At 70.7% G+C, this 19,907-nt stretch carries 20 protein-coding genes and 2 pseudogenes; 8 read left to right on the top strand and 14 right to left on the bottom strand.

Features of this window, described 5'->3' with window-relative positions; translation table 11 throughout:
* Window positions 1-18 precede the first annotated feature (18 nt).
* Window positions 19-603 carry a Uma2 family endonuclease gene (locus tag ACFHW1_RS02680; protein ID WP_278167158.1) on the bottom strand — a complete coding sequence of 195 codons (585 nt, stop codon included), beginning with the start codon at window positions 601-603 and terminating at the stop codon, window positions 19-21.
* Window positions 604-742: 139 nt separating this feature from the next.
* Window positions 743-1,039, bottom strand: a complete 297-nt coding sequence (locus ACFHW1_RS02675; protein WP_282233987.1) for a hypothetical protein — start codon at window positions 1,037-1,039, stop codon at window positions 743-745.
* A 163-nt stretch (window positions 1,040-1,202) separates the two neighbouring features.
* Between ACFHW1_RS02675 and ACFHW1_RS02670 the strand changes: the two genes are divergently transcribed.
* Window positions 1,203-1,442 (top strand): GntR family transcriptional regulator, encoded by a 240-nt coding sequence (locus ACFHW1_RS02670; protein ID WP_278174364.1) that lies wholly within the window; start codon window positions 1,203-1,205, stop codon window positions 1,440-1,442.
* 333 nt (window positions 1,443-1,775) lie between these two features.
* Here ACFHW1_RS02670 and ACFHW1_RS02665 read toward each other — a convergent pair whose 3' ends face one another.
* A complete protein-coding gene (locus ACFHW1_RS02665) occupies window positions 1,776-2,138 on the bottom strand; it encodes a PH domain-containing protein (protein WP_123605368.1) in 363 nt (120 codons plus the stop codon).
* Between the two features lie 87 nt (window positions 2,139-2,225).
* Complete coding sequence (locus ACFHW1_RS02660; RefSeq protein WP_281553362.1) at window positions 2,226-2,537, bottom strand: 4a-hydroxytetrahydrobiopterin dehydratase; 312 nt, start codon at window positions 2,535-2,537, stop codon at window positions 2,226-2,228.
* 155 nt (window positions 2,538-2,692) lie between these two features.
* Here ACFHW1_RS02660 and ACFHW1_RS02655 point away from each other — a divergent pair, with 155 nt between their 5' ends.
* The gene (locus ACFHW1_RS02655) at window positions 2,693-3,154 is read left to right on the top strand and encodes a (deoxy)nucleoside triphosphate pyrophosphohydrolase (RefSeq protein WP_282233988.1); all 462 of its coding nucleotides are present in this window, start codon (window positions 2,693-2,695) and stop codon (window positions 3,152-3,154) included.
* 16 nt (window positions 3,155-3,170) lie between these two features.
* Here ACFHW1_RS02655 and ACFHW1_RS02650 read toward each other — a convergent pair whose 3' ends face one another.
* Window positions 3,171-4,163: an AraC family transcriptional regulator gene (locus ACFHW1_RS02650; protein WP_416614723.1), complete on the bottom strand. Its 993-nt coding sequence runs from the start codon at window positions 4,161-4,163 to the stop codon at window positions 3,171-3,173.
* A 118-nt stretch (window positions 4,164-4,281) separates the two neighbouring features.
* On the opposite strand from ACFHW1_RS02650, the gene ACFHW1_RS02645 reads away from it, so the two are divergent.
* Entirely contained in the window at window positions 4,282-4,944 is a 663-nt protein-coding gene (locus ACFHW1_RS02645; protein ID WP_282233990.1) for an NAD(P)-dependent oxidoreductase, read from the top strand.
* Between the two features lie 20 nt (window positions 4,945-4,964).
* Here ACFHW1_RS02645 and ACFHW1_RS02640 read toward each other — a convergent pair whose 3' ends face one another.
* From ACFHW1_RS02640 to ACFHW1_RS02605, 8 genes and pseudogenes are all read right to left on the bottom strand, one after another.
* Window positions 4,965-5,747 (bottom strand): GH12 family glycosyl hydrolase domain-containing protein, encoded by a 783-nt coding sequence (locus ACFHW1_RS02640; protein WP_416614721.1) that lies wholly within the window; start codon window positions 5,745-5,747, stop codon window positions 4,965-4,967.
* Between the two features lie 227 nt (window positions 5,748-5,974).
* Window positions 5,975-6,181, bottom strand: a pseudogene (locus ACFHW1_RS02635) (succinate dehydrogenase/fumarate reductase iron-sulfur subunit); the annotation flags it as partial.
* 93 nt (window positions 6,182-6,274) lie between these two features.
* Window positions 6,275-7,027 (bottom strand): annotated as a pseudogene (locus tag ACFHW1_RS02630) (succinate dehydrogenase/fumarate reductase iron-sulfur subunit); the annotation flags it as partial.
* Window positions 7,027-8,964, bottom strand: coding sequence for a fumarate reductase/succinate dehydrogenase flavoprotein subunit (locus ACFHW1_RS02625; protein ID WP_416614720.1), 1,938 nt, complete (start codon window positions 8,962-8,964; stop codon window positions 7,027-7,029). The gene ACFHW1_RS02625 and the pseudogene ACFHW1_RS02630, both read right to left, overlap by 1 nt.
* Before the next feature lie 13 nt (window positions 8,965-8,977).
* Complete coding sequence (locus ACFHW1_RS02620; protein WP_416567641.1) at window positions 8,978-9,784, bottom strand: hypothetical protein; 807 nt, start codon at window positions 9,782-9,784, stop codon at window positions 8,978-8,980.
* A gap of 421 nt (window positions 9,785-10,205) precedes the next feature.
* Complete coding sequence (locus ACFHW1_RS02615) at window positions 10,206-11,597, bottom strand: TldD/PmbA family protein (protein WP_416567654.1); 1,392 nt, start codon at window positions 11,595-11,597, stop codon at window positions 10,206-10,208.
* 14 nt (window positions 11,598-11,611) lie between these two features.
* Window positions 11,612-13,048, bottom strand: coding sequence for a TldD/PmbA family protein (locus ACFHW1_RS02610; RefSeq protein WP_416614718.1), 1,437 nt, complete (start codon window positions 13,046-13,048; stop codon window positions 11,612-11,614).
* Between the two features lie 59 nt (window positions 13,049-13,107).
* On the bottom strand, window positions 13,108-15,312 hold the full coding sequence (locus tag ACFHW1_RS02605; protein WP_416614716.1) for a prolyl oligopeptidase family serine peptidase: 2,205 nt from the start codon (window positions 15,310-15,312) through the stop codon (window positions 13,108-13,110).
* Between the two features lie 78 nt (window positions 15,313-15,390).
* On the opposite strand from ACFHW1_RS02605, the gene mshB reads away from it, so the two are divergent.
* The 3 genes from mshB (at window position 15,391) to ACFHW1_RS02590 (ending at window position 17,337) form a co-directional block, all read left to right on the top strand.
* Window positions 15,391-16,284, top strand: a complete 894-nt coding sequence (mshB, locus tag ACFHW1_RS02600; RefSeq protein WP_416552211.1) for an N-acetyl-1-D-myo-inositol-2-amino-2-deoxy-alpha-D-glucopyranoside deacetylase — start codon at window positions 15,391-15,393, stop codon at window positions 16,282-16,284.
* Window positions 16,281-16,757 carry a hypothetical protein gene (locus ACFHW1_RS02595; RefSeq protein WP_416552212.1) on the top strand — a complete coding sequence of 159 codons (477 nt, stop codon included), beginning with the start codon at window positions 16,281-16,283 and terminating at the stop codon, window positions 16,755-16,757. Before mshB ends, ACFHW1_RS02595 begins: the two co-directional genes overlap by 4 nt.
* Before the next feature lie 115 nt (window positions 16,758-16,872).
* Entirely contained in the window at window positions 16,873-17,337 is a 465-nt protein-coding gene (locus ACFHW1_RS02590; RefSeq protein WP_416552370.1) for a hypothetical protein, read from the top strand.
* Here ACFHW1_RS02590 and ACFHW1_RS02585 read toward each other — a convergent pair.
* The gene (locus tag ACFHW1_RS02585; RefSeq protein WP_416552213.1) at window positions 17,306-18,352 is read right to left on the bottom strand and encodes a GNAT family N-acetyltransferase; all 1,047 of its coding nucleotides are present in this window, start codon (window positions 18,350-18,352) and stop codon (window positions 17,306-17,308) included. The two genes, ACFHW1_RS02590 and ACFHW1_RS02585, sit on opposite strands and share 32 nt — an antisense overlap.
* An 80-nt stretch (window positions 18,353-18,432) precedes the next feature.
* Between ACFHW1_RS02585 and fdxA the strand changes: the two genes are divergently transcribed.
* Window positions 18,433-18,759 carry a ferredoxin gene (fdxA, locus tag ACFHW1_RS02580; protein WP_233606480.1) on the top strand — a complete coding sequence of 109 codons (327 nt, stop codon included), beginning with the start codon at window positions 18,433-18,435 and terminating at the stop codon, window positions 18,757-18,759.
* 17 nt (window positions 18,760-18,776) lie between these two features.
* Window positions 18,777-19,901, top strand: a complete 1,125-nt coding sequence (dapC, locus tag ACFHW1_RS02575) for a succinyldiaminopimelate transaminase (RefSeq protein ID WP_416552214.1) — start codon at window positions 18,777-18,779, stop codon at window positions 19,899-19,901.
* Window positions 19,902-19,907: the final 6 nt, after the last annotated feature.

Below are 19,907 nucleotides of genomic sequence, written 5' to 3'. Positions count from 1 at the left end.
GTTGAGCGGCTGCCCGGCTCAGCTCTTGCGACCGGGCACAAGCCCGTCCAGATTCAGCTTGAGCTCGAACGGCGTCGTGGTGTGCAGCTCGTGGCGGTGGATCCCGGTCGCGACGTACGACCGGGTGGGCTCGTCGAGCTCGTATGCGTGGACCACCGGTGATCCACCCTCGTCCTCGACGCGCCAGTAGTGCGGAATGCCGGCTTCCGCGTACTTGCGCAGCTTGACTGTCCGGTCGCGGTGGGCCGACTCCGGCGACACCACCTCGACGACCAACAGCACCTGGTCGGGTGTGTAGAAGGTGCAGTCCGGGTCGTAGTAGGGAGCCCGCGTGGCGAGGAGATCGGGCTCGGGGCGGTTCCGTTCGTCGAGCCGAATCGTCATCTCCCGCTCAATCTCGACGCCTGCTGGCGCCTGCTCCATGAGAGCGAAGAGCAAAGCGGAGACAGCTCGGCCGTGCCAAGCCCGCTGGGGGGACATCATGAAGACGAGCGCTCCGTCGATCAGCTCGGTGTGACGCGGCGCCTGCGGGAGCTGGTCGAGGTCGTCGGCGTACCACCCTTCCGGGCGGGGCGGCCGCATCCACTCGGGCACTGCGGTCATGTTCCTCACCGTAACATCCGGCTTCTGTTGACCTACCGTCGTTCAGTCTCGATGTCTGCACCGCATCGAGGTGAGGCTCAGACACCTTCCGAGGCGGTTTTGAGGTGCGTGAGCCTCACCTCGACGCTGAACGGAGGGGTCAGCCTCGGCGGTGGAACGGCTCCAGTTGGTATACGGCCATGACGCCTTCGCCGGAGTCGATATTGGCCAACCGGAGGCGGTCGACGGCAACATCCACCCGCTGACCGGTCCCGCCTGAGCCGGCGTCGGCCCAGATCTGCACCGTCCCGTGCCCCGGCAGCACTCTCGGACCGACCACCAGGATCCCCGGCTCCTGGGGAGTCGTCGCTCCGCCGAGCGCTTCGCCTGGGGATTCGCGGTGCGGGTGGGTCTTGGGCTGGTCGTCGGGTGGCGGTGTCTCGGGCAAAATACTCACGGGCGCGACCTCGCTTCGCGTCAAGGCCCTCGGCGAGCGCTGCCACGCGAGCCGAGGGCCGCCTTTGTCTGCCGATCCAACGCTAGTCCACCAGGTTCATCCTGTCCATCAAGTGAACTGAATGGACAGCATCGGTCGGCTGGACAGGTGGCAGCCTGTGAGCATGGTCGACCCGTGGTCGCCGCGTTCGTTTGCCGAGCAGGTGGCCGATGCGCTCAAGGCGAAGATCGATAGCGGCGATTGGCTGCCGGGGCGCAAGCTGCCTGGTGAGGTGACGTTGGCGCAGACGTACGGCGTGGCGCGTGGCACCGTGCGGGCCGCGCTCGACGTGCTACGCGAGGAAGGCCGAGTGGTCACCTTCGCCGGTCGCGGCACGTTCGTCACGCCAGACCCGAAGCCCTGAGGCACCTTCCGCCGTGGCAGGTGACCTTGAGGCGGCAGCGCAGGCGTACCGGGCTGCGCTCCAACGCGTGCAGGATGGGCTCGCGGAGGTCGCTTCAGCGCGTGCCGAGGTGCCACAGGTACGGAAGCGGCTTGCGGCCGCAATCGTGACTGCATACCGAGGCGGTGCCCGCGTGGGCGAGATCGCTCGGGTGACTGGCTACGGCCGGGAACAGGTCCGGCGGATCCTGCGAGCCGGCGGTGTCGAGCCGGAGAAGCCGGAAACCGCTTAGGTCGAGCGCGGGATGGACATGATCGAGCGGTCAGCCCTGCTGGCTGTCGGTCCCGCAATCGGTCACGAGATGTAGTGCAGGATCACGTTGTGCACGTGGTGGGACTTCTGGTCACCACGGAACTCGACCTCGTAGGTGTGGGTGCCGACATTGATCGCGATGGCGCCGGACGAGAAGTACGAGCCGCCCCAGGACTTGTTGCTCACCACGCTCACGCTGGTGATCTTCGAGTACGGGATGCTGGTGATGGCGACCTTCTTGCCGACGAACGACTTGTCCTGGATGATCACCCGGCGGTTGGTCAGCCCGATGAAGCCGGTGCCGGTGCCGATCGCGTCGTAGACCGCGATCACCTGCTCCCCGTCGAGCAGCCCGCTCTCGATCTGCCGAAGTTGCTCCCGCCGGTCGTACGCCACGTTCGCCATGTGCCCGAGGGTAGGCGGCGGGCACAACCACGCCAGCGAAGCGCGAGGTCGCTGCGGCCAGCGGTGATCCGAGCGCAGGATGCGGGGTCAGCGAAGGTCGACGACCGTACGGTAGGCGTCCTCGATGCGGGCCGCGAGTGCGACGTCGCCGTCGGTGATCTTGTCGCCGTCGGGGGAGCCGAGCCGGATCTGGGTCCGTCCGTCGGCCCGGCGTACGTCGGGCCGCAGGTGCAGGGCGTCGGCTGCTACCTTGATCCGCTCGGTGAGCTCGGCGTGCTGGCTGTCGTCGAGCAGCAGGGTTCGCCGGAGCTGCTGGCCGTCCTGCGTCCACCCGTCCAGTTGGGTAAGGGCATCGCTAAGGTAGTCGCGGCCGGTCCGGCTGGACCAGAGTGCTCGCAAAGCCACACCTCCCAGGCGTCGTTGCCGGCTTGTGGCCAAATCGTCGCCATCCTGTGTCTTGGTCGGTGGTCCCCAGTCTGGCCGCTAACTGGTTGGTGTGTCCACGTCCACCCTTCCGTCATCTGCTGTCCTAGCAGTCAGCAGGGTTACCCGAAATGCTGATTGATCTGGCAGGCTCATCTGCTGTGCGGAGCGGGCAGGTGAGGCGTCAGGTGGTGGTCGGGGCGGCGATCGTCCTCGACGGTCGGGTGCTGGCATGTGCCCGGACCCATCCACCGGGGGCGGCCGGCAAGTGGGAATTTCCCGGCGGCAAGGTGGAGAGCGGCGAGACCGAGACCGATGCTCTGATCCGGGAGTGCCGCGAGGAACTCGGCGTTGCGATCACGGTGGGTGACCGCATTGGTCCCGATCGCCCGCTTGGTCACGGCCGGTCTGTGTTGCGGGTCTACCTGGCCGGGCTGCTCGGGCCGGCGCAGCCGACCGCGCTGGAGCACTCCGCTCTGCGCTGGTTGGCGGCCGACGAACTCGACCAGGTCACCTGGCTGCCCGCGGATCGGCCGATCGTCGCCGAGCTCCGTCCGTTGCTGTTCGCCGGCAGCAGATCGAATGACGGCTGATGCCGGGTGCTGTGGCTCAGCGCGGGCCGGCACTCGGGTCGCGACTACCGCGGACCGAGCCTGGAGCGACTCCCATCATGCGTTTGAACGCCCGGCCGAAGGCGGCTTCCGATCCGTAGCCGGACTGGCCGGCCAGTTCGCGGACCGTCGTCTGGCCCTGTTCGAGCCTGGCGAGCGCGACGTGCATCCGCCACCGGGTGACGTACCGGAGTGCCGGTTCACCGACGAGCCGGGTGAACCGGGCCGCGAACGACGACCGCGACATCGCGGCTACGCGCGCCAGCGAGGCGACGGTCCAGGTACGGCTGGGTTCGCGGTGGATCGCCGCGATGGCCCGCCCGATCAGTGGGTCTGACAGCGCGCCGAGCCATCCGGCTCGCGCCTGCGGGTCGTCGCTGTCGATCCATGACCTGATCGCCTGGATCACCAGGATGTCAGCGAGTCTGGTGGTGACGGCTTCCCCGCCCGGGCGAAGGTCCGACACCTCGCTGGTCAGCAACGCGAGGGTGGCACCGATCCAGCCACTGGTCCGCGGGTCCGACCCGGTCGCATGGATGACCGGTGGCAGCAGCCGTACGAGTTGGTGAGCGGCCGGCCCCTCGAACGACACCACTGCGCAGACCAGCGTGGACGTCTCGCCGCCGCCACCGTGACGGAGTATCGAGTAGTGCGCATTGAGATGCTCCTGTGGCAGCAGATCGACCCGTCCGGCCCGTCCAGCCTGTCCGGCCTGTGGGCTGCTGAGCAGCAGATGTCCACGGCCATGCGGCACGAGCGCGAGGTCACCGGCGCTCAGCTGTCGTGGTGGTGCGTCCCCGACACGTAGCCAGCAGCCACCGGACGTCACGATATGGAAACTCAGACAATCACCGAACGGCGGCATCTCCAGCGCCCATGGGGCGCTGACCTCGGTCCGGCAGTAGAAGATCCCGGTCATCCGCAGCAGGTGCAGCGCTTCCCCGACCGGGTCCACCGACACCCACGGCGCATCGACCTCGAGTTTCGCCATCGCGGTCCCTGGACGATCGAGCACACTTTCGCGTTTCCCGATCATATCCTCGCCGGCCCCGAACTGATTTTGTCGATGGGGAGCCGCTCGCTGGCGGCAGCGACGAAGGGGAGAAACGATGAAGGTACTGGTGGTCGGTGCGTCCGGTGGGTCCGGCCGTGCCACGGTACGGGAACTTGGCCGCCGGGGTCACGAGGTCACCGCGTTCTCGCGAAACGCGTCGACTGTGGCCGGTCCGGTCGATGGCGGCTCGCTGCGCGGGTTGAACGGCGACGCCACCGACCCTGGCGATGTCGACGATGCGGTGCGTGGTCAGGACGCGGTGATCGTCACGCTCGGTATCAGCGAGAACCCGGTGCGGGTCCGGCTGCGTGGTCCGGCGCACACGTCGCTGGATGTCCGTTCCCGGGGGACCGGTGTCGTTGTCGAGGCGATGCGCCGTCACGGCGTACGCCGGTTGGTGGTGCAGACGTCGTACGGCGTCGGACCCACCCGAACGCACCTGCCCATGCTCCAACGACTGGTCTTCTGGGCGCTTCTGCGACCGCAGATCGTCGACACCGAGCGGCAGGAGCGGATTGTACGGTCCAGCGGCCTGGACTGGACCGCAGTTCAACCGGTGAACCTCACCGACGACGACACGACCGAGCCGCCGTTCGTCTCGACCACCGGTGCGACCCGCAGCATGAAAGTGGCTCGTGGGCAGGTCGCGTGGCTCCTGGCGGAGTCGGTCGAGAACGACGACCACATCGGCGCGACGCTCTCCCTCTCGGCCGGTTGACCCGACAGCGCGACGGCCGATCAGAGGTTGATCGCGACCTGGAACGACCGGGAGGTGAGCCCGGCGCCGCCGTGCCAGATCTCGAAGCCCGCCTCGACCCCGCTGAGGTACCAGTCCCGGTCGAGGTAGCCGCGGCCCACCGCGTCCCGGGTGAACGCCGCCAACTCCAGGTCCCGCGCCTCGTCGACCGGCGTGGTACGCACGTACGCCACGTAGTTCCAGTGCCAGTCGGCGTAGTAGACGTCCCAGGTCGCCCCGGCCAGGGGCACTCCCCGCGCCACCAGCGTCCCGGCCGGCTCGGCCCCACCGGCCCGGTCCAGCCAGACCATCAGTTCGGCGCCGTCGGGGGAGCGGTGGGCGTTGGCGTCGGTGTGGAACCACAGGTCGTACGTGGCGTTCCAGCGGCCGGTGGCGTCCTGGGTGTCGATCGTCCAGTCGGACCGGGCGGTGCGCAACTGCCGCACCTTGATCGGCAGGCCGCTGCCGACGGTGCAGTTGCCCCAGTGGCAGCCCTGGTAGATGGTCGGGTAGGCGGCGGCGGAGCCGTCCCGCTTGTCGTGCTCGGTGCGGGTCACCTCGAACCGGCCAGCCGCGTCGACCGTCAGGCACTGCGGAGTGTCCGCACCCCAGACGTTGTTCATCACCACGTACCGCTTGTCGGTGATGTCGATCGTGTCGGCCCGCCCGCAGAGTTCGCTGGCGTCGGCGTCCGGTGCCAGCCAGACGACGGTCACGCCGGCGACGACGAGTGCGGCGACGACGAGTGCGGGCAGGCGGTGGCGCCGGAGCCGGAGCGGGATCATGGTGGGGGAGTCCTTCGGCGAGCAGCCCGCAGTACAGGCTGGTGTCGTGGGTCCGGCGGCCCGACGCCGCCCCACGACGGAAACGGTGGACAAGGTCCCGTTCCCGGCTCCGCGAAGGATGTTACGACCGTCAATGGATGGCGGGCAACCCCGGCGACCACGGATAGAAGCCGCCCCTCCCGGCGCAGGAAGCACCGGGAGGGGCGGTCAGCGGGCGTGATACCGGCTTAGCGGTCCTGGTCCGGGTGGTGGTAGTTGAGTGACTTGTCCGGCAGTGGGAAAGTGACGTCCTCGCCGAACGGCGACGGCGCGGCCGGCTTGTCGAACGCCAGCTCACTGATCGGCAGGTGGCCCTTCTCGTCCACCGCCGCCGCCTGCGGGCGGGGCACCTGGCGGTGCCAGTTGACCCCGCGCTCGGCGTCGGCCACCGCGCTGTGGTCACCGTCGGCCGGCAGCCCGGCCGCCGTACCGGCCGGCTGGTCCAGGCCGGACTCACCGAGCGCCGGTCCACTCGCCGCCGCGCCGTTCTGCCCCCGCCGGAAGATCTTGCTGCCGAGCCACACGAGGGGATCGTACCGCCGGTCGACGACGCGTTCCTTCATCGGGATGATCGCGTTGTCGGTGATCTTGATGTGCTCGGGGCAGACCTCGGTGCAGCACTTGGTGATGTTGCAGTAGCCCAGCCCCTGCTGCGCCTGCGCGTACTGCTTGCGGTCGGTCCTGGTGTCCAGCGGGTGCATGTCCAGCTCGGCGGCGCGGATGAACACCCGGGGACCGGAGAACGCGGTCTTGTTGTCCTCGTGGTCACGTACCACGTGGCAGGTGTTCTGGCAGAGGAAGCATTCGATGCACTTGCGGAACTCCTGCGAACGTTCCACGTCGACCTGCTGCATCCGGTACTCGCCGGGGGCAAGGTCCTCCGGCGGGCTGAACGCCGGCGTCTCCAACGACTTCTGGTAGTTGAACGAGACGTCGGTGACCAGGTCGCGGATCACCGGGAAGGTCCGCAGCGGGCTGACGCTGATCGTCTCGTTCTCCTCGAACGTCGACATCCGCGTCATGCAGCCCAGCTTCGGCATGCCGTTGATCTCCATGGAGCAGGAGCCGCACTTGCCGGCCTTGCAGTTCCACCGGCAGGCCAGATCCGGAGCCTCGGTGGCCTGCAGCCGGTGGATGACGTCGAGGACAACCTCGCCCTCGTTCACCTCCACCTGGTAGTCCTGCAGGTCGCCGCCGGTCTCGTCGCCCCGCCACACCCTGAAGTGGCGCTTGGTGCCCATCAGTTGTCCGCCTCCTCAGCGAGCGCGTCCTGCGCCAGCGCGTCGAACTCCGCCAACTCCTCGTCGGTCAGATACTTGGCCAGCTCCGCCCGGTCGAAGAGCTTGATCAGCTCCGGGCGCATCTTCGGCAGCGGCTTGTGCTCCAGCTTGACCGTGTCACCGTCCAGCGAGCAGACCAGGTTGACCGTGCGCCACGTCGGGGCCATGGTCGGGTGGTCCTCGCGGGTGTGCCCGCCGCGGGACTCGGTGCGCTCCAGCGCGGCCTTGGCGGTGCACTCCGACACCACCAGCATGTTGCGCAGGTCCAGCGCCAGGTGCCAACCCGGGTTGTAACGCCGGCCGCCGGCGGCGCTGACCTTGACCACCCGCTCGCGCAGCTCGGCCAGCCTGACCAGCGAATCCGCCAGTTCACCTTCGCGCCGGATGATGCCGACCAGGTCGCCCATCACCGCCTGCAGGTCCTGCTGCAGGGTGTACGGGTTCTCCCCGGTGTCGCGCGACAGCGGCGCCAGCGCCTGGTCCACCGCCTGCTCCACCTCGTCGGCCGAGACCTTCGGCCGCCGGTCCAGCCCGCCGACGTACGCGGCCGCGTGTTCACCGGCCCGCTTGCCAAAGACCAGCAGGTCGGACAGGGAGTTGCCGCCGAGGCGGTTGGAGCCGTGCATGCCGCCGGAGACCTCACCGGCGGCGAACAGGCCGCTGATCCGGCCGGCCGCCGCGGCGGTGTCCGGGTCGACCTCGACGCCACCCATCACGTAGTGGCAGGTCGGCCCGACCTCCATCGGCTGCTTGGTGATGTCGACGTCGGCCAGCTCCTTGAACTGGTGGTACATCGACGGCAGTCGGCGACGGATCTCCTCGGCCGGGAGCCGGCTGGCGATGTCCAGCAGTACGCCGCCGGACTCTGTACCACGACCGGCCTTGACCTCGCTGTTGATCGCTCGGGCGACCTCGTCACGGGGCAGCAGCTCCGGCGGACGCCGGTTGTTGTCCGGGTCGGTGTACCAGCGGTCCGCCTCCTCCTCGGTCTCCGCGTACTGCTTGCGGAACACGTCGGGAACGTAGTCGAACATGAACCGCTTGCCGTCGGTGTTGCGCAGCACCCCGCCGTCGCCCCGGACCGACTCGGTGACCAGGATGCCCTTCACCGAGGGCGGCCAGACCATGCCGGTCGGGTGGAACTGCAGGAACTCCATGTTGATCAGGGTGGCGCCGGCCCGCAGGGCGAGCGCGTGCCCGTCGCCGGTGTACTCCCAGGAGTTCGAGGTGACCTTGTACGACTTGCCGACCCCGCCGGTGGCCAGCACCACGGCCGGCGCCTCGAACAGGACGAACTCGCCGCTCTCCCGGTAGTAGCCGAAGGCGCCGGCGACCCGGGATCCGTCCGGCCCGTCCTCCAGCATCAACTCGGTGATGGTGGTCTCGGCGAAGACCTTGATCCGGGCGTCGTGGACGCCGTACTCCCGCTTGTCCTCCTGCTGCAGCGAGACGATCTTCTGCTGCAGGGTGCGGATCAGCTCCAGGCCGGTGCGGTCACCGACGTGGGCCAGTCGCGGGTACTCGTGGCCACCGAAGTTGCGCTGCGAGATCCTGCCGTCCTTCGTACGGTCGAACAGCGCGCCGTACGTCTCCAGTTCCCAGATCCGCTGCGGTGACTCCTTGGCGTGCAGCTCGGCCATCCGGAAGTTGTTCAGGAACTTGCCGCCGCGCATGGTGTCGCGGAAGTGCACCTGCCAGCTGTCCCGGCTGTTCACGTTGCCCATCGCGGCGGCGGCGCCACCCTCGGCCATCACCGTGTGCGCCTTGCCGAACAGCGACTTGGAGATGATCGCGGTGCGTTTGCCGGCGAGCCGGGCCTCGATCGCCGCTCGCAGTCCGGCGCCGCCGGCACCGATGACCACGACGTCGTAGTGGTGTCGTTCGATTCGGGTAGTCATATCGTCCAAGCCCTTAGTTGAAGAACCGCAGGTCGCTGAACCAGCCGGCGGACAGCGCCATCACGTAGAAGTCGGTCAGCGCCAGGGTGCCGAGGGTGATCCAGGCCAGCTGCATGTGCCGGACGTTGAGCTTGGAGATGAACGTCCAGATCCGGTAGCGCACCGGGTGCTTGGAGAAGTGCTTCAGCCGGCCACCGGCGATGTGCCGGCAGGAGTGGCAGGACAGGGTGTACGCCCAGAGCATGACCACGTTGCCGAGCAGGACGACGTTGCCCAGGCCGACGCCGAAGCCGTTCTCGCCGTCGAAGGCGAGTACCGCGTCCCAGGTGTTGATCAGCGAGATGATGGCGGCCGCGTAGAAGGCGTAGCGGTGCACGTTCTGAAAGATCAGCGGGAAGCGGGTCTCACCGGTGTAGCGCTGGTGGCCGTCCGGGACCGCGCAGGCCGGCGGGGAGAGCCAGAACGCCCGGTAGTAGGCCTTGCGGTAGTAGTAGCAGGTCAGCCGGAACAGCAGCAGGAACGGCAGGGTCAGCGCCGCGTCCGGGATGATCCACCAGCCGGGTAGGAACCGGCCGAAGTGCGCCGCCTCCGGTACGCAGCGCTCGGTGACGCACGGTGAGTAGAACGGGGTGAGGTAGTGGTGCTCCTGGACCCAGTAGAAGTCGTGCATGAAAACACGGACAGTGGCGTAGGTGACCCAGGCACCGAGTCCGATCACGGTGATCAGCGGGGGTAGCCACCACCGGTCGGTGCGCAACGTCTTCGCCGCGATGGCGGCGCGCGCCCGCGCCTGCCCCGGCATCGTTGCCGTAGTCGTCATCCTGTCTCCCTGACGGGGCCCGACCCGTGCAAGGGCGGACCCGGATATCTTCGGCCGGTCTGTGGCGTAGCAGGGCAGAGCCCAGATGCCGTGCGACCGCGTGCTCCGGAACCCGCACCACACGCATCGGCGGGCGCTGGTCCGGTGCACACGTTACGCCCAGTACCGGCGGCCGTATGCGCAAGGGAGTCTCGCCGGTATCGCGTCGGTTACGAAAGCCCGGCCCGCCGCTATGGGGGTGGATGTGCAGAAGCTCACTGGATCCCGAGCGGCGTCGGTCACAGATTGACAGCGAACGCGTCGTCAGGGGTGACGGGCGGCGCGGTCGACCAGCCCGCACCGCCCGTCGCTGACCCTCAGGAATGAGGTATGCCTAACCTAAGTAATCCGCGTAGCGTCGTCAATCTCGCAATTCGCCGGGTCAGCCCGCGGCGCCGCCGGTGATCTGCCAGTCCGCCAGGTGCAGAGCCGGCGCGTGCCAGGAGGTGTCGTCCCAACTGTCCGGCAGCCGGCGCAACTCCGAGCCCAGACCCAGCACCGCACCGGGCGCGAGTGCCTGCGGATACGACTGGGTGAACCGCAGACTGCGGACCGCCGCCACGATCTCGCCTGACTCGACCAGCCACGCACCGTTACGGGTCAGACCGGTCACCACCAGGCTGCGTGGATCGAGGATCCGGGTGTACCACAGGTCGGTCACCAGCAGACCGCGCTGCACACCGCCGAGCAGCGCCGCACTGCCGCCAGCCGCCGGCCCGTCGTCGCTGGCGAACTGCCGGCCGCCGGCCGGAAGCAGCCGCAGATGCTGACCCACCGGCCCCCACGCGACGCTGCCCGGTGCCGCGTGTCCGGTCGAAGCGGTGCCGGCTGCCGCCGCGGTCCGTCGGTCGTGGGTGAGCGCCGTCGATCGGCCGGCGTCCACCAGCACCGTGCGGCCGGTCGGGGTGCCCTCGGCGTCGAACGGCAGCCCGCCGCCGGTGGCCGGGTCGTCGACCAGCGTGATGGCCGGGTCGAACTGGGCCTCGCCGAGCCGGACGAACGACCGCCGCTCGTGGTGCGCCTTGCCGGCGAAGCCGTGCCGGGCCAGCATCTGCAACAGATCCAGCACCGCGGTCGGTTCGAGCACCACCGGGTAGCGCCCAGGCGGCAGATCGACCGGGTGCCGGCCGGCCCGGGCCTTCACCGCCGCCCGGGCACCCAGCGCCGCGCCGTCGATCTCGGCCAGCCGGTCGGCCGCCTGCCGGGCCACCCCGTCGGCGCCGTCGGTCCGGGCGATCCCGTCCATCGCGGCCTCCGCCGCCCGGCCGCCGGCGGTCTGCCCGGCGCTGTTGGCAAACCCCGTCGACCGGTGCACGGTACGGCAGAACCCGGCGCATTCCAGACCGCCGGCGGCCGCGACGAAGTCCCGCACCCGGGCAGCCCGCTCCGCCGGGCCGGCCTGCGCGGTCGCCTCGTCCCACGACCCGGCCGCGAGCAGCGGCGCCGGTCCGGCGAGCCCCGGCCAGGCCGGATCCGGCGGGCAGAGCCGGGCCGCCGCCAAGGTGCGCTCGACCAGGTCGGCCAACCCGTCCGGACCGGTCAGCGTGGTCGAACCGATCGCGGTCCGGCCGTCGACGTGCAGCCGCAGCCACACTGTGGTGACCGCCTCGGCGACGTTCTGGTGGATGAACGAGTTGGCGAACCGGGTCAGCGCCAGCGCCCGGTGGCTGACGTACGCCTCGGCCTGCGCACCCGGCCCGGCGGCCCGGCGGACCGCCGCCACCACCCGGAGGGCCAGATCGGTCTCGGCGGGCGACGTCGCCGCGCCGGTCAGCCCCGCGTCCAGACTCACCCGCGTACCCCCACCCGGACGTTGGTGAACCGGGCCGGCGCCGCCGGGTGCCCGGTGTGCCCGACCTGACCGGGCTGGCCCTTGCCGCAGTTCGGCGTCCCCCAGGCGACGCTCTCCGACGACAGCATGTCCATCGACCGCCAGAACACCGGGCCAATTCCGGTGTACGTCGAGTTGCGCAGCATCCGCCCCAACTTGCCATTGCGGATTTCCCAGCCGATTTCACAGCCGAACTGGAAGTTGAGCCGCTTGTCGTCGATCGACCAGGATCGGTTGATGTCCATCAGCACCCCGTGATCGGTCGCCGCGATCATCTCGTCCAACGTGTGCGGCCCCGGCTCCAGACCGACGTTGGTCATCCGGACCATCGGCAGCCGTGACCAGCCGTCCGCCCGCACGCTGCCGCCGTGGTCCAGGCCGGCGACGGCGGCCGAGTCCCGCCCGGCCAGTACGCCGACCCACCGGCCCTGCCGGACCGCGTCCCGCTTGACCGCCGGGCTGCCCTCGTCGTCGAACCCGAAACTGCCCAACGCGCCCGGGATGGTCGGGTCGATCGTCACGTTCATCAGTTCGGATCCGTACCGCAGGCTGCCGAGTTGGGCCAGGTCCAGCCAGGACGTGCCGGCGAAGGCGGCCTCCCAGCCGAGGATCCGGTCCAGTTCGATGGCGTGCCCGACCGACTCGTGGATCTGCAACGCCATCTGCTCCCCGCCGAGGATCAGCGTGGTCTCCCCGGATGGGCAGGCCGGCGCGGTGAGCAGCGCCCGTGCCTCCTCGGCGATCCGCGCGGCGTGCGCCGGCAGGTCCAGGTCGTCGACCAGCTCCCAGCCGCTGGTGCCGTACTGGCCGCGGTGGCTCGGATAGGAACGGCGCTGGGTCTCCCCGTCACCGATCACCGTCGCGGACAGCCCCGCACCGCACTCGCGGATCCGCTGGTCGATCCGGTGCCCCTCGCTGGAGACGAACCACTTTTCGGTGTCCCAGATCTGGTACAGCCCTTCGGCCAGGTCGGCGCCGTGGTCGAGCATCGTGCGGGTCGCCGACACCAGCAGATCGCCCTTGTCCGGCAGCGGCACCGACAACGGGTCGACCCGGCACGGGCTGGCCCAGCTCGCGGTGCCGGCCCCGGCCGGCACCAGGTCGGTCGGCGGCCCTGGCACCTGGGCGCTGGCCGCGGCGATCTTCGCCGCCCGACCACCGGCGGCCCGCGCCGCCGCTGGCGACGGATCCGGTACGGCGTAGAAGCCCCAACTGGAACCGACCAGTGCGCGGACGCCGAGACCGGCGTCGCTGTGCTGAACCAGCGCCTCGATCTCACCGTTGCGTGCGGTCATCGACTCATAACGGCGGTGCATCACCCGCGCGTCGGCGTACCGGGCGCCGGCGTCGAGTGCCGCCTGCACGGCGGCCGTCGCCACCTCGAACTGGGTCACCCTGTGACCTTATGCGACATCGGCTCGGCCGGGCGATCCCGACGCCCGCTGGCGGCCGCTCAGCCGAGCGGTCCCAACGTCTGCCGGACGAAGGCGAGTTCGGCGCGCAGCACGGTGGCCGCGTCCGGGTCGGTGCCGGCGGCCAACGGCAGCACCGCGTGCGGTCGGCCGGCGGCCAGCAACGCGGCGGACAACCGTAGGGTGTGCGCCACCGGCACGGCACCGTCGGCCAGCCCGTGCACCAGCAGCAGCGGGCGGAGCTCGTCGCTGCCGGTCACCGGTTCGGCGGCGATCTCCACCAGGCTGTGGTGCGGATAGATCTCGCCGCCCTCCTCGGGCAGGCCGAGGAACCGTTCGGCGTACCCGCTGCGCAGCAACGCCCAGTCGGTGACCGGGTCGCGCGCCACGGCGGCTCGGAACACGTCCGGACGGCGCAGCGCGGCCAGCCCGGCCAGCCAGCCGCCGAACCCGGTGCCCCGCACCGCCACCCGGCCCAGGTCGAGGTCGGCATGTTTCTCCGCGATCGCGGTCAGCGCGTCCACCTGGTCGGCGAGCAGCACGTCGGCCAGCCGCCGGTGCACCACCTTCTCGAAACTCGGCGCGATGCCCGGCGTACCCCGGTTGTCGACGGTGACCACGGCGAAGCCGGCGTCGGCCCACCACTGCCCGGCCAGCCAGCCTGCCCGCTCGGCCCGGACCTGCTGGTGGCCCGGTCCGCCGTGCACCTGCAGCAGCACCGGCAGCCGCCGGCCGGCGACATGCGACTGCGGGTACAGCACACCGGACGGCAGCCGGCGGTCGGTTACCCGTTGCAGCGTGGGCCGGGGAGTCACCGCCGGGGTGGCCGCCAGGCTCCGCAGCACGCCGAGTTCGGCGTCGTCCCGGTAGATCGTCCAACGCACCCCGGGCTGGTCCAGGGTGGCCGAACCGACGGCCAGTACGGCACCGCCGACCGCGGCGACATGCCAGCCGGGACTGCTGGTGAGCCGGACCGCGTCCAGGCCACCCGAGGAGGCCGCGGTGCGGACCCGGTAGAGGTGCTGTTCGCTGGGTTCCCCGTCACTCGCCTCGATCAGCAGGTCCGGGCTGGTGTGCCGGCCGGGCAGCCGGCCGACCACCCGGCGTACGTACAGCGCCGCCGGGGTGAGCAGGGTGCCGTCGGCGAACAGGCAGCGGGCGTCGTACCCGTCGTGGGCGAGTTCCCCGCCGACCAGCACCCGGCCGTCGGACAGGTGGCAGGGGGTGCCGGGGATCGGCTCCACCCACCGGGGGTCGGCCAGCTCGGCGTGCACCTGGGTCTCCCCGGTGCGTGGGTCGATGGACAGCACCAGACCGTGCTGCTGCAGCCGGCGCAGCACGGTGATCAGCGGGCCGCCGTCGGACCAGTCGACCGACACCAGGTACGGGTAGGTCTCCCGGTCCCAGTGCACGTCGACCCAGCCGCCGTCGAGGTCGAGCAGGTGCAGGGTCACCTCGGCGTTCGGGCCACCGCACATCGGGTACGGCCGGCTGCGGGCCGGCAGCTGCGGCTGCGCCGGGTCGGCGTACTGCCAGCGGGGCAGCCGGGTACGGTCGGCCCGGGCGGCGAGGATGCTTTGGCCGTCCGGTGACCACCAGTAGCCGCGGTCCCGGCCGAAGTCGACCGCCGCCGGGTCGGGCAGTGCCCAGGTGATGTCGCCGTCCTCGCCGGCGAGCAGCACGTCGCGGCCGTCCGGGTGGACGACCCGGAGCTTGCCGGCACCGTCGCGGTGCGGGTCGCCGGCCCGCCCGTTGCCGCTGAATCCGTCGTGGGCCGGTTCATCGCGGCCGGATCCGCCGGTCGCGCCGGCCGGTCCGACCGGGTCCGCGTCGTTGTCCGACACGTACGCGATCCGGCTGCCGGTCGGGTCCGGTTGGGCGTCGGTGACCGAGCCGACCACCGGTACCTCGATCACGTCGCCGGTCACCAGGTCGGCCCGGAACAGCCGGCCGGAAAGGACGAACACGGCGACCCGGACGGCCGGGTCGGTGGCGTACCGGGTGATCCCCGCATCGGCGGTGTTCCTCGCACCGGCGGTGTTCCCGGTGCCGAGCAGGATCGTCGGGTCGGCAATCCGACGCTGCTCGCCGCTGTCGACCTCGAACGACCAGAGACCGGCGGCCGGGTCGTGCGGGCCGGTGGAGCGCAGGAACACCACGCGGGCGCCGTCGGCGCCCACGGTCACCGCGTGCGGGGCGCCCCGGACAGGTCTGCGGGTACGGGCGGCAGGCTCCGGTGATTCCACTCCCGGATCGTAGAACCGGCTGATCAGCGATGAGACCGTTAATCCACTCCGGTGCCCATCCGGCGTAAAGTTGCCGGAGTGACCGACCCTGCCGCCGCGCGACGGCTTCTCCTGGTTCATGCCCATCCGGACGACGAGACGATCGGCACCGGTGCCCTGATGGCCCGGTACGCCGCCGCCGGAGTGCAGGTCACCCTGGTCACCTGCACTCTCGGCGAGGAAGGCGAGATCCACCTGCCGCGCCTCGCCGGGCTGGCCCCTGATCAGGCCGACCAGCTTGGCGGGTACCGGATCGCCGAGCTCGACGCCGCCTGTGCGGCGCTCGGAGTGAGCGATCACCGGTTCCTCGGCGGTGCGGGCCGGTACCGGGATTCCGGGATGATGGGCCTGCCCACCAACGACCACCCACGGGCGTTCTGGCAGGCCGACCTGGACGAGGCCGCCGGGTTGCTGCTCGAGGTGCTGCGGGAGACCCGGCCGCAGGTGGTGGTCACCTACGACGACAACGGCTTCTACGGTCACCCCGACCACATCCAGGCCCACCGGGTGACGATGCGCGCCGCCGAACTGGCCGCCGCCGAGGGGGTCGCCCCCGACAAGATCTACTTCACCGCGATGCCGAAGAGCGTGCTCGCCGCCGGCATCGACGCGTTCCGGGGCGCGTCGAACAACCCGTTCGCCGGCGTCGAACACGTCGACGACCTGCCGTTCGGCACCCCCGATCCGCAGATCGCGGCGCGGATCGACGGCACCGCCCACTACCAGGCGAAGCAGGCCGCCATGCGGGCGCATGCCAGCCAGATCCCGGCCGATTCGTGGCTCTACGCGCTGGCCGGCAATGTCGGCGGCGAGTTCATGGGCTACGAGTACTTCGTCCTCGGTGCCGGCCGGCAGGGTCCGGGCGACGGCCCGTACGGCTGGGAGACCGACCTGTTCGCTGGGCTGCCGGCTGGCGAGGTGCCGCTGCCGTGACCTCGCCCGGTGTCTCCGGCCAGGTGTCGGCGGTGGAGCCGTCGCCGCCGGTGGCGACGGCTCCGGCCCCTACCCGCCTGCGTGAGCTGGTGGACCTGGGGCTGCGGACGGTCGGCGGGGTGGTCGCGGCGGTCGCGGCGGTGCTGTCCGCGGTCCTGGAGCTGCTGCTGGCCACGGTACGGGTCGGCGGGCACCTGGTCGGAGTGTCGGTGCTGCTGGCGATCGCCGGCAACGTGCTGGTGAGCTGGTTCGCGATCCGCGCGGTGGGTGCCCGGTGGGCGATGACGTTGCCGGCGGCGGCCTGGTTCGCGGTGATGGTGCTGGCCGCTGGCGGCACCACCGAGGGGGACATTCTGCTGGCCGGCGACAACTGGGTGGGCTTCGCGGTGATCTTCACCGGGGCGATCGCCTTCGCCGTCCTCGCGTTCCGGATGATCCTGGCCCAGCCGGCCCGCCGCAGCGACGGAGGCTGACGCGACCGGGTGTCGGCTCCTACAATCCTCGGTACGAATATAGGGGTCCGGAGAACACACCCGCGCGGTCCGGCGTGCCGTGGACGCGGTGCGGGTCTGGGTGCGGGAGGTGGAGATGAGGCAGCGCTGGCTGCCGGTCGGCGTACTCGCCGGGGTGCTGTTCGCGGTCAATGTGGTGGCCCGGCTGGTGGTCCGCTTCGGGATCGACACCGATCCGCAGACGCAGGACCGGCTCTCGTTCGCGATGTTCGTGGTGATCGGTGTCGTGCTCGGCTCGGTGGCCTTCGTCTGGGGGCGGGACCGCCCGGTCGAGCGGTGGAGCGGTGACGCCGCGGCGGCGATCCTGGCGGCGTTGGTGCTGACCATTTTCGTCGGGCCGTTCGTCAGCGGCGACCATCCGTTCTCGGCCGGGGCGGGCGCGTTCTTCTCCCAGGTATGGCTGTACGCCGGCTTCTCCACCGGCGGGGTGCTGCTCGGCTATCTGGTGCTGATCACACTCGGCTGGGACCACCGGTCCAAGTCGCTGGAACGGTACGCCGAGACCAAGCTCAACAAGCCCCGTCGCGTGGTTCGTCGCTGACCGCCGGCTGCCACGGCAGATAGACGTGGTGGGTGGTGAAGCCGAGCCGGGCGTACAGGGCGGTCGCCGGGTTGTGCTGTTCGACCTGGAGGAACGCGGTCGGCGTGGCCAGTTCGTCGGCGGCCCACCGGCCGACGGCCCGCAGCATCCGGGTGGCGTGCCCCCGCCGCCGGGCCGCCGGCTGCACCTCCAGCAGCGCGATCTGACACCACCGGTGGTCGGCGTCGACAGCGCCCCGGGCGATGGCGACGAGCCGGCCGTCGGCGTACAGATGGGCGAAGCGCACCTGCGGTGCGTCGGTGAGCAGCCGGCGGGCGGCGGCCGGCAGCGGGTCGCCGGCCGATTTGCGGGCCGCTACCAGGGCGAGCCACTCCTGCGACGGCGCGTGGTCCAGCCGTACCGGCGGCCCGCCGCCGGGTGAACCGCCTGCCGCGTCCTCGCCCAGCCCGGCGGTACGGGCCAGCAGGTCGGCCAGCGGCACGGTCTGCACCAGCACCAACGGTCCGCTGCGCCAACCTCGGCGGGCAAGTTCGCCAGCGACCTCGGCGGCAGCTGGCAGCGGCACGTTGACCTGTGCCGGCAGGCCACGCTCGGCGTACCAGGCGGTGACCGCGTCCACCGCGTCCGGCAGTGGGCAGCCGGGGTCGCCGAGTGGCAGCGCCGAGTTCGCCCGGCCGGTCCAGCCGTCGGCGGCGCGCAGCAGCCAGTCGCCGAGCCGCTGCTGTACCGGCGCCGCCCAGGTCTGGTTCGCGGCCCGTTCCAGCTCGGTGACGGCGGCGGATTCGCGGTCCGCCGCGCGACGGGCCGCCGGACTGGCGGTCGGCGGCACCAGCTTGCTGCGGTGCACGTCGGCGAGTGCGACCCGGCGTGGCCCGTTGCGGGTCAGCACCGTGAGTTCGGTCTCGGTCAGCTCGGCCAGCAGGCCGAGTAGGTCGGTATAGAGCGGACGATCTCCGCCAACACCTATAATTTTTCGGACTACCACGCGGTGTCCCACATCTTGTGGCCGGAGCACGATCGACCCCCTCCCCGGCGAGATACTAGGCTCGTCAGTGCCGCGGGCGATCGCGGCATGTCGTGCGGGAAGGAAGGCCAGTGACCTACATCATCGCCGAGCCGTGCGTCGATGTGCTCGACAAGGCGTGCATCGAGGAATGCCCGGTCGACTGCATCTACGAGGGCAATCGGATGCTGTACATCCACCCCGATGAGTGTGTCGACTGCGGTGCATGCGAGCCGGTCTGCCCGGTGGAGGCGATCTTCTACGAGGACGACGTGCCGGAGCAGTGGAAGGAGTACACCACCGCGAACTACGAGTTCTTCGAGGATCTCGGCTCGCCGGGCGGTGCTTCCAAGGTCGGCAAGATCGAGAAGGATACGCCGTTCGTCGCGGCCCAGCCGGCGCGCGGGGACGCGCACTGACCGGGGCACGGGAGGGCTTGGCCGCCGGGCGGTCCGCGCCGACCGGCGGCGGGTCACCGGCCGCCGGCCTGCCGGACTTTCCGTGGGATCGGCTGGCCCCGGTCAAGGAGCGTGCCGCCCGGCACCCCGACGGCATCGTGGACCTCTCGGTCGGTACGCCGGTCGACCCGGTGCCGGCCGTGGTCCAGCAGGCGCTGGCTGCCACCACGGACACCCCGGGTTATCCGATGACGGCCGGCAGCCCGCGACTGCGCGAGGCCATCCGGGACTGGTGCGTACGCGAGTGCGGTGCCGTCGGCGACCGGATCGGTGTGCTCCCGACGGTCGGTTCCAAAGAACTGGTCGCCTGGCTACCCACCCTGCTCGGGGTCGGTCCCGGCGACGTGGTGGTGGTGCCGTCCGTCTGCTACCCGACCTACGAGGTGGGCGCCCGGCTCGCCGGGGCCGAGGTGGTACGGACCGATTCGCTGACCGCGCTCGGGCCGTCCAGCCGGGTCCGGCTGGTCTGGGTCAACTCGCCGGGCAACCCGACCGGCCAGGTGCTGCCGAGCGGGCATCTGCGCAAGGTTGTCGACTGGGCGCGCGAGCGCGGGGCGGTGGTGGCCAGCGACGAGTGCTACCAGACCCTCGGCTTCGAGGCGCAGCCGGTCTCGGTGCTCAGCGGCGACGTCTGCGGCGGTGATCCGACCGGTCTGCTCGCCGTGCACTCGTTGTCCAAGCGGAGCAACCTGGCCGGCTACCGGGCCGGGTTTGTCGCCGGTGAGCCGCGGCTCGTTGACGACCTGCTCGCGGTGCGCAAGCACGCTGGCATGATCGTGCCGGCTCCGGTGCAGGCGGCGATGGTCGCCGCGCTCACCGACGAGCGGCACGTGGCCGACCAGCGTCGGCGGTACGCTGCCCGCCGGGACCGGCTCCGAGGGGCGCTCACCGCGGCCGGCTTCACCATCTCCCACTCGACCGCCGGTCTTTACCTGTGGGCCAGCCGGGACGAGGACAGCTGGTCGACCGCCGACTGGTTCGCCGCCCGCGGCATCCTGGTCGCGCCGGGTGCCTTCTACGGCCCGGCCGGGCAGCGCCATGTGCGGGTCGCATTGACCGCCACCGACGAGCGGGTGGCGACGGCGGTCGCCCGGCTCGACTAGGCTGGC

The organism is Micromonospora sp. LOL_014 (assembly GCF_048060245.1).
GTDB lineage: Bacteria > Actinomycetota > Actinomycetes > Mycobacteriales > Micromonosporaceae > Micromonospora_E.
The sequence above is the reverse complement of the archived record's forward strand: the minus strand, read 5'-3'. Positions and strand labels throughout refer to the sequence as shown.

Excerpts from the sequence above, each read along its gene's own strand:
- ACFHW1_RS02680 (WP_278167158.1), bottom strand. The coding sequence starts at position 603 with ATGACCGCAGTGCCCGAGTGGATGCGGCCGCCCCGCCCGGAAGGGTGG.
- ACFHW1_RS02670 (WP_278174364.1), top strand. The coding sequence starts at position 1,203 with ATGGTCGACCCGTGGTCGCCGCGTTCGTTTGCCGAGCAGGTGGCCGAT.
- ACFHW1_RS02665 (WP_123605368.1), bottom strand. The coding sequence starts at position 2,138 with ATGGCGAACGTGGCGTACGACCGGCGGGAGCAACTTCGGCAGATCGAG.
- ACFHW1_RS02655 (WP_282233988.1), top strand. The coding sequence starts at position 2,693 with ATGCTGATTGATCTGGCAGGCTCATCTGCTGTGCGGAGCGGGCAGGTG.
- ACFHW1_RS02650 (WP_416614723.1), bottom strand. The coding sequence starts at position 4,163 with ATGGCGAAACTCGAGGTCGATGCGCCGTGGGTGTCGGTGGACCCGGTC.
- ACFHW1_RS02645 (WP_282233990.1), top strand. The coding sequence starts at position 4,282 with ATGAAGGTACTGGTGGTCGGTGCGTCCGGTGGGTCCGGCCGTGCCACG.
- ACFHW1_RS02640 (WP_416614721.1), bottom strand. The coding sequence starts at position 5,747 with ATGATCCCGCTCCGGCTCCGGCGCCACCGCCTGCCCGCACTCGTCGTC.
- ACFHW1_RS02625 (WP_416614720.1), bottom strand. The coding sequence starts at position 8,964 with ATGACTACCCGAATCGAACGACACCACTACGACGTCGTGGTCATCGGT.
- ACFHW1_RS02620 (WP_416567641.1), bottom strand. The coding sequence starts at position 9,784 with ATGACGACTACGGCAACGATGCCGGGGCAGGCGCGGGCGCGCGCCGCC.
- ACFHW1_RS02590 (WP_416552370.1), top strand. The coding sequence starts at position 16,873 with ATGAGGCAGCGCTGGCTGCCGGTCGGCGTACTCGCCGGGGTGCTGTTC.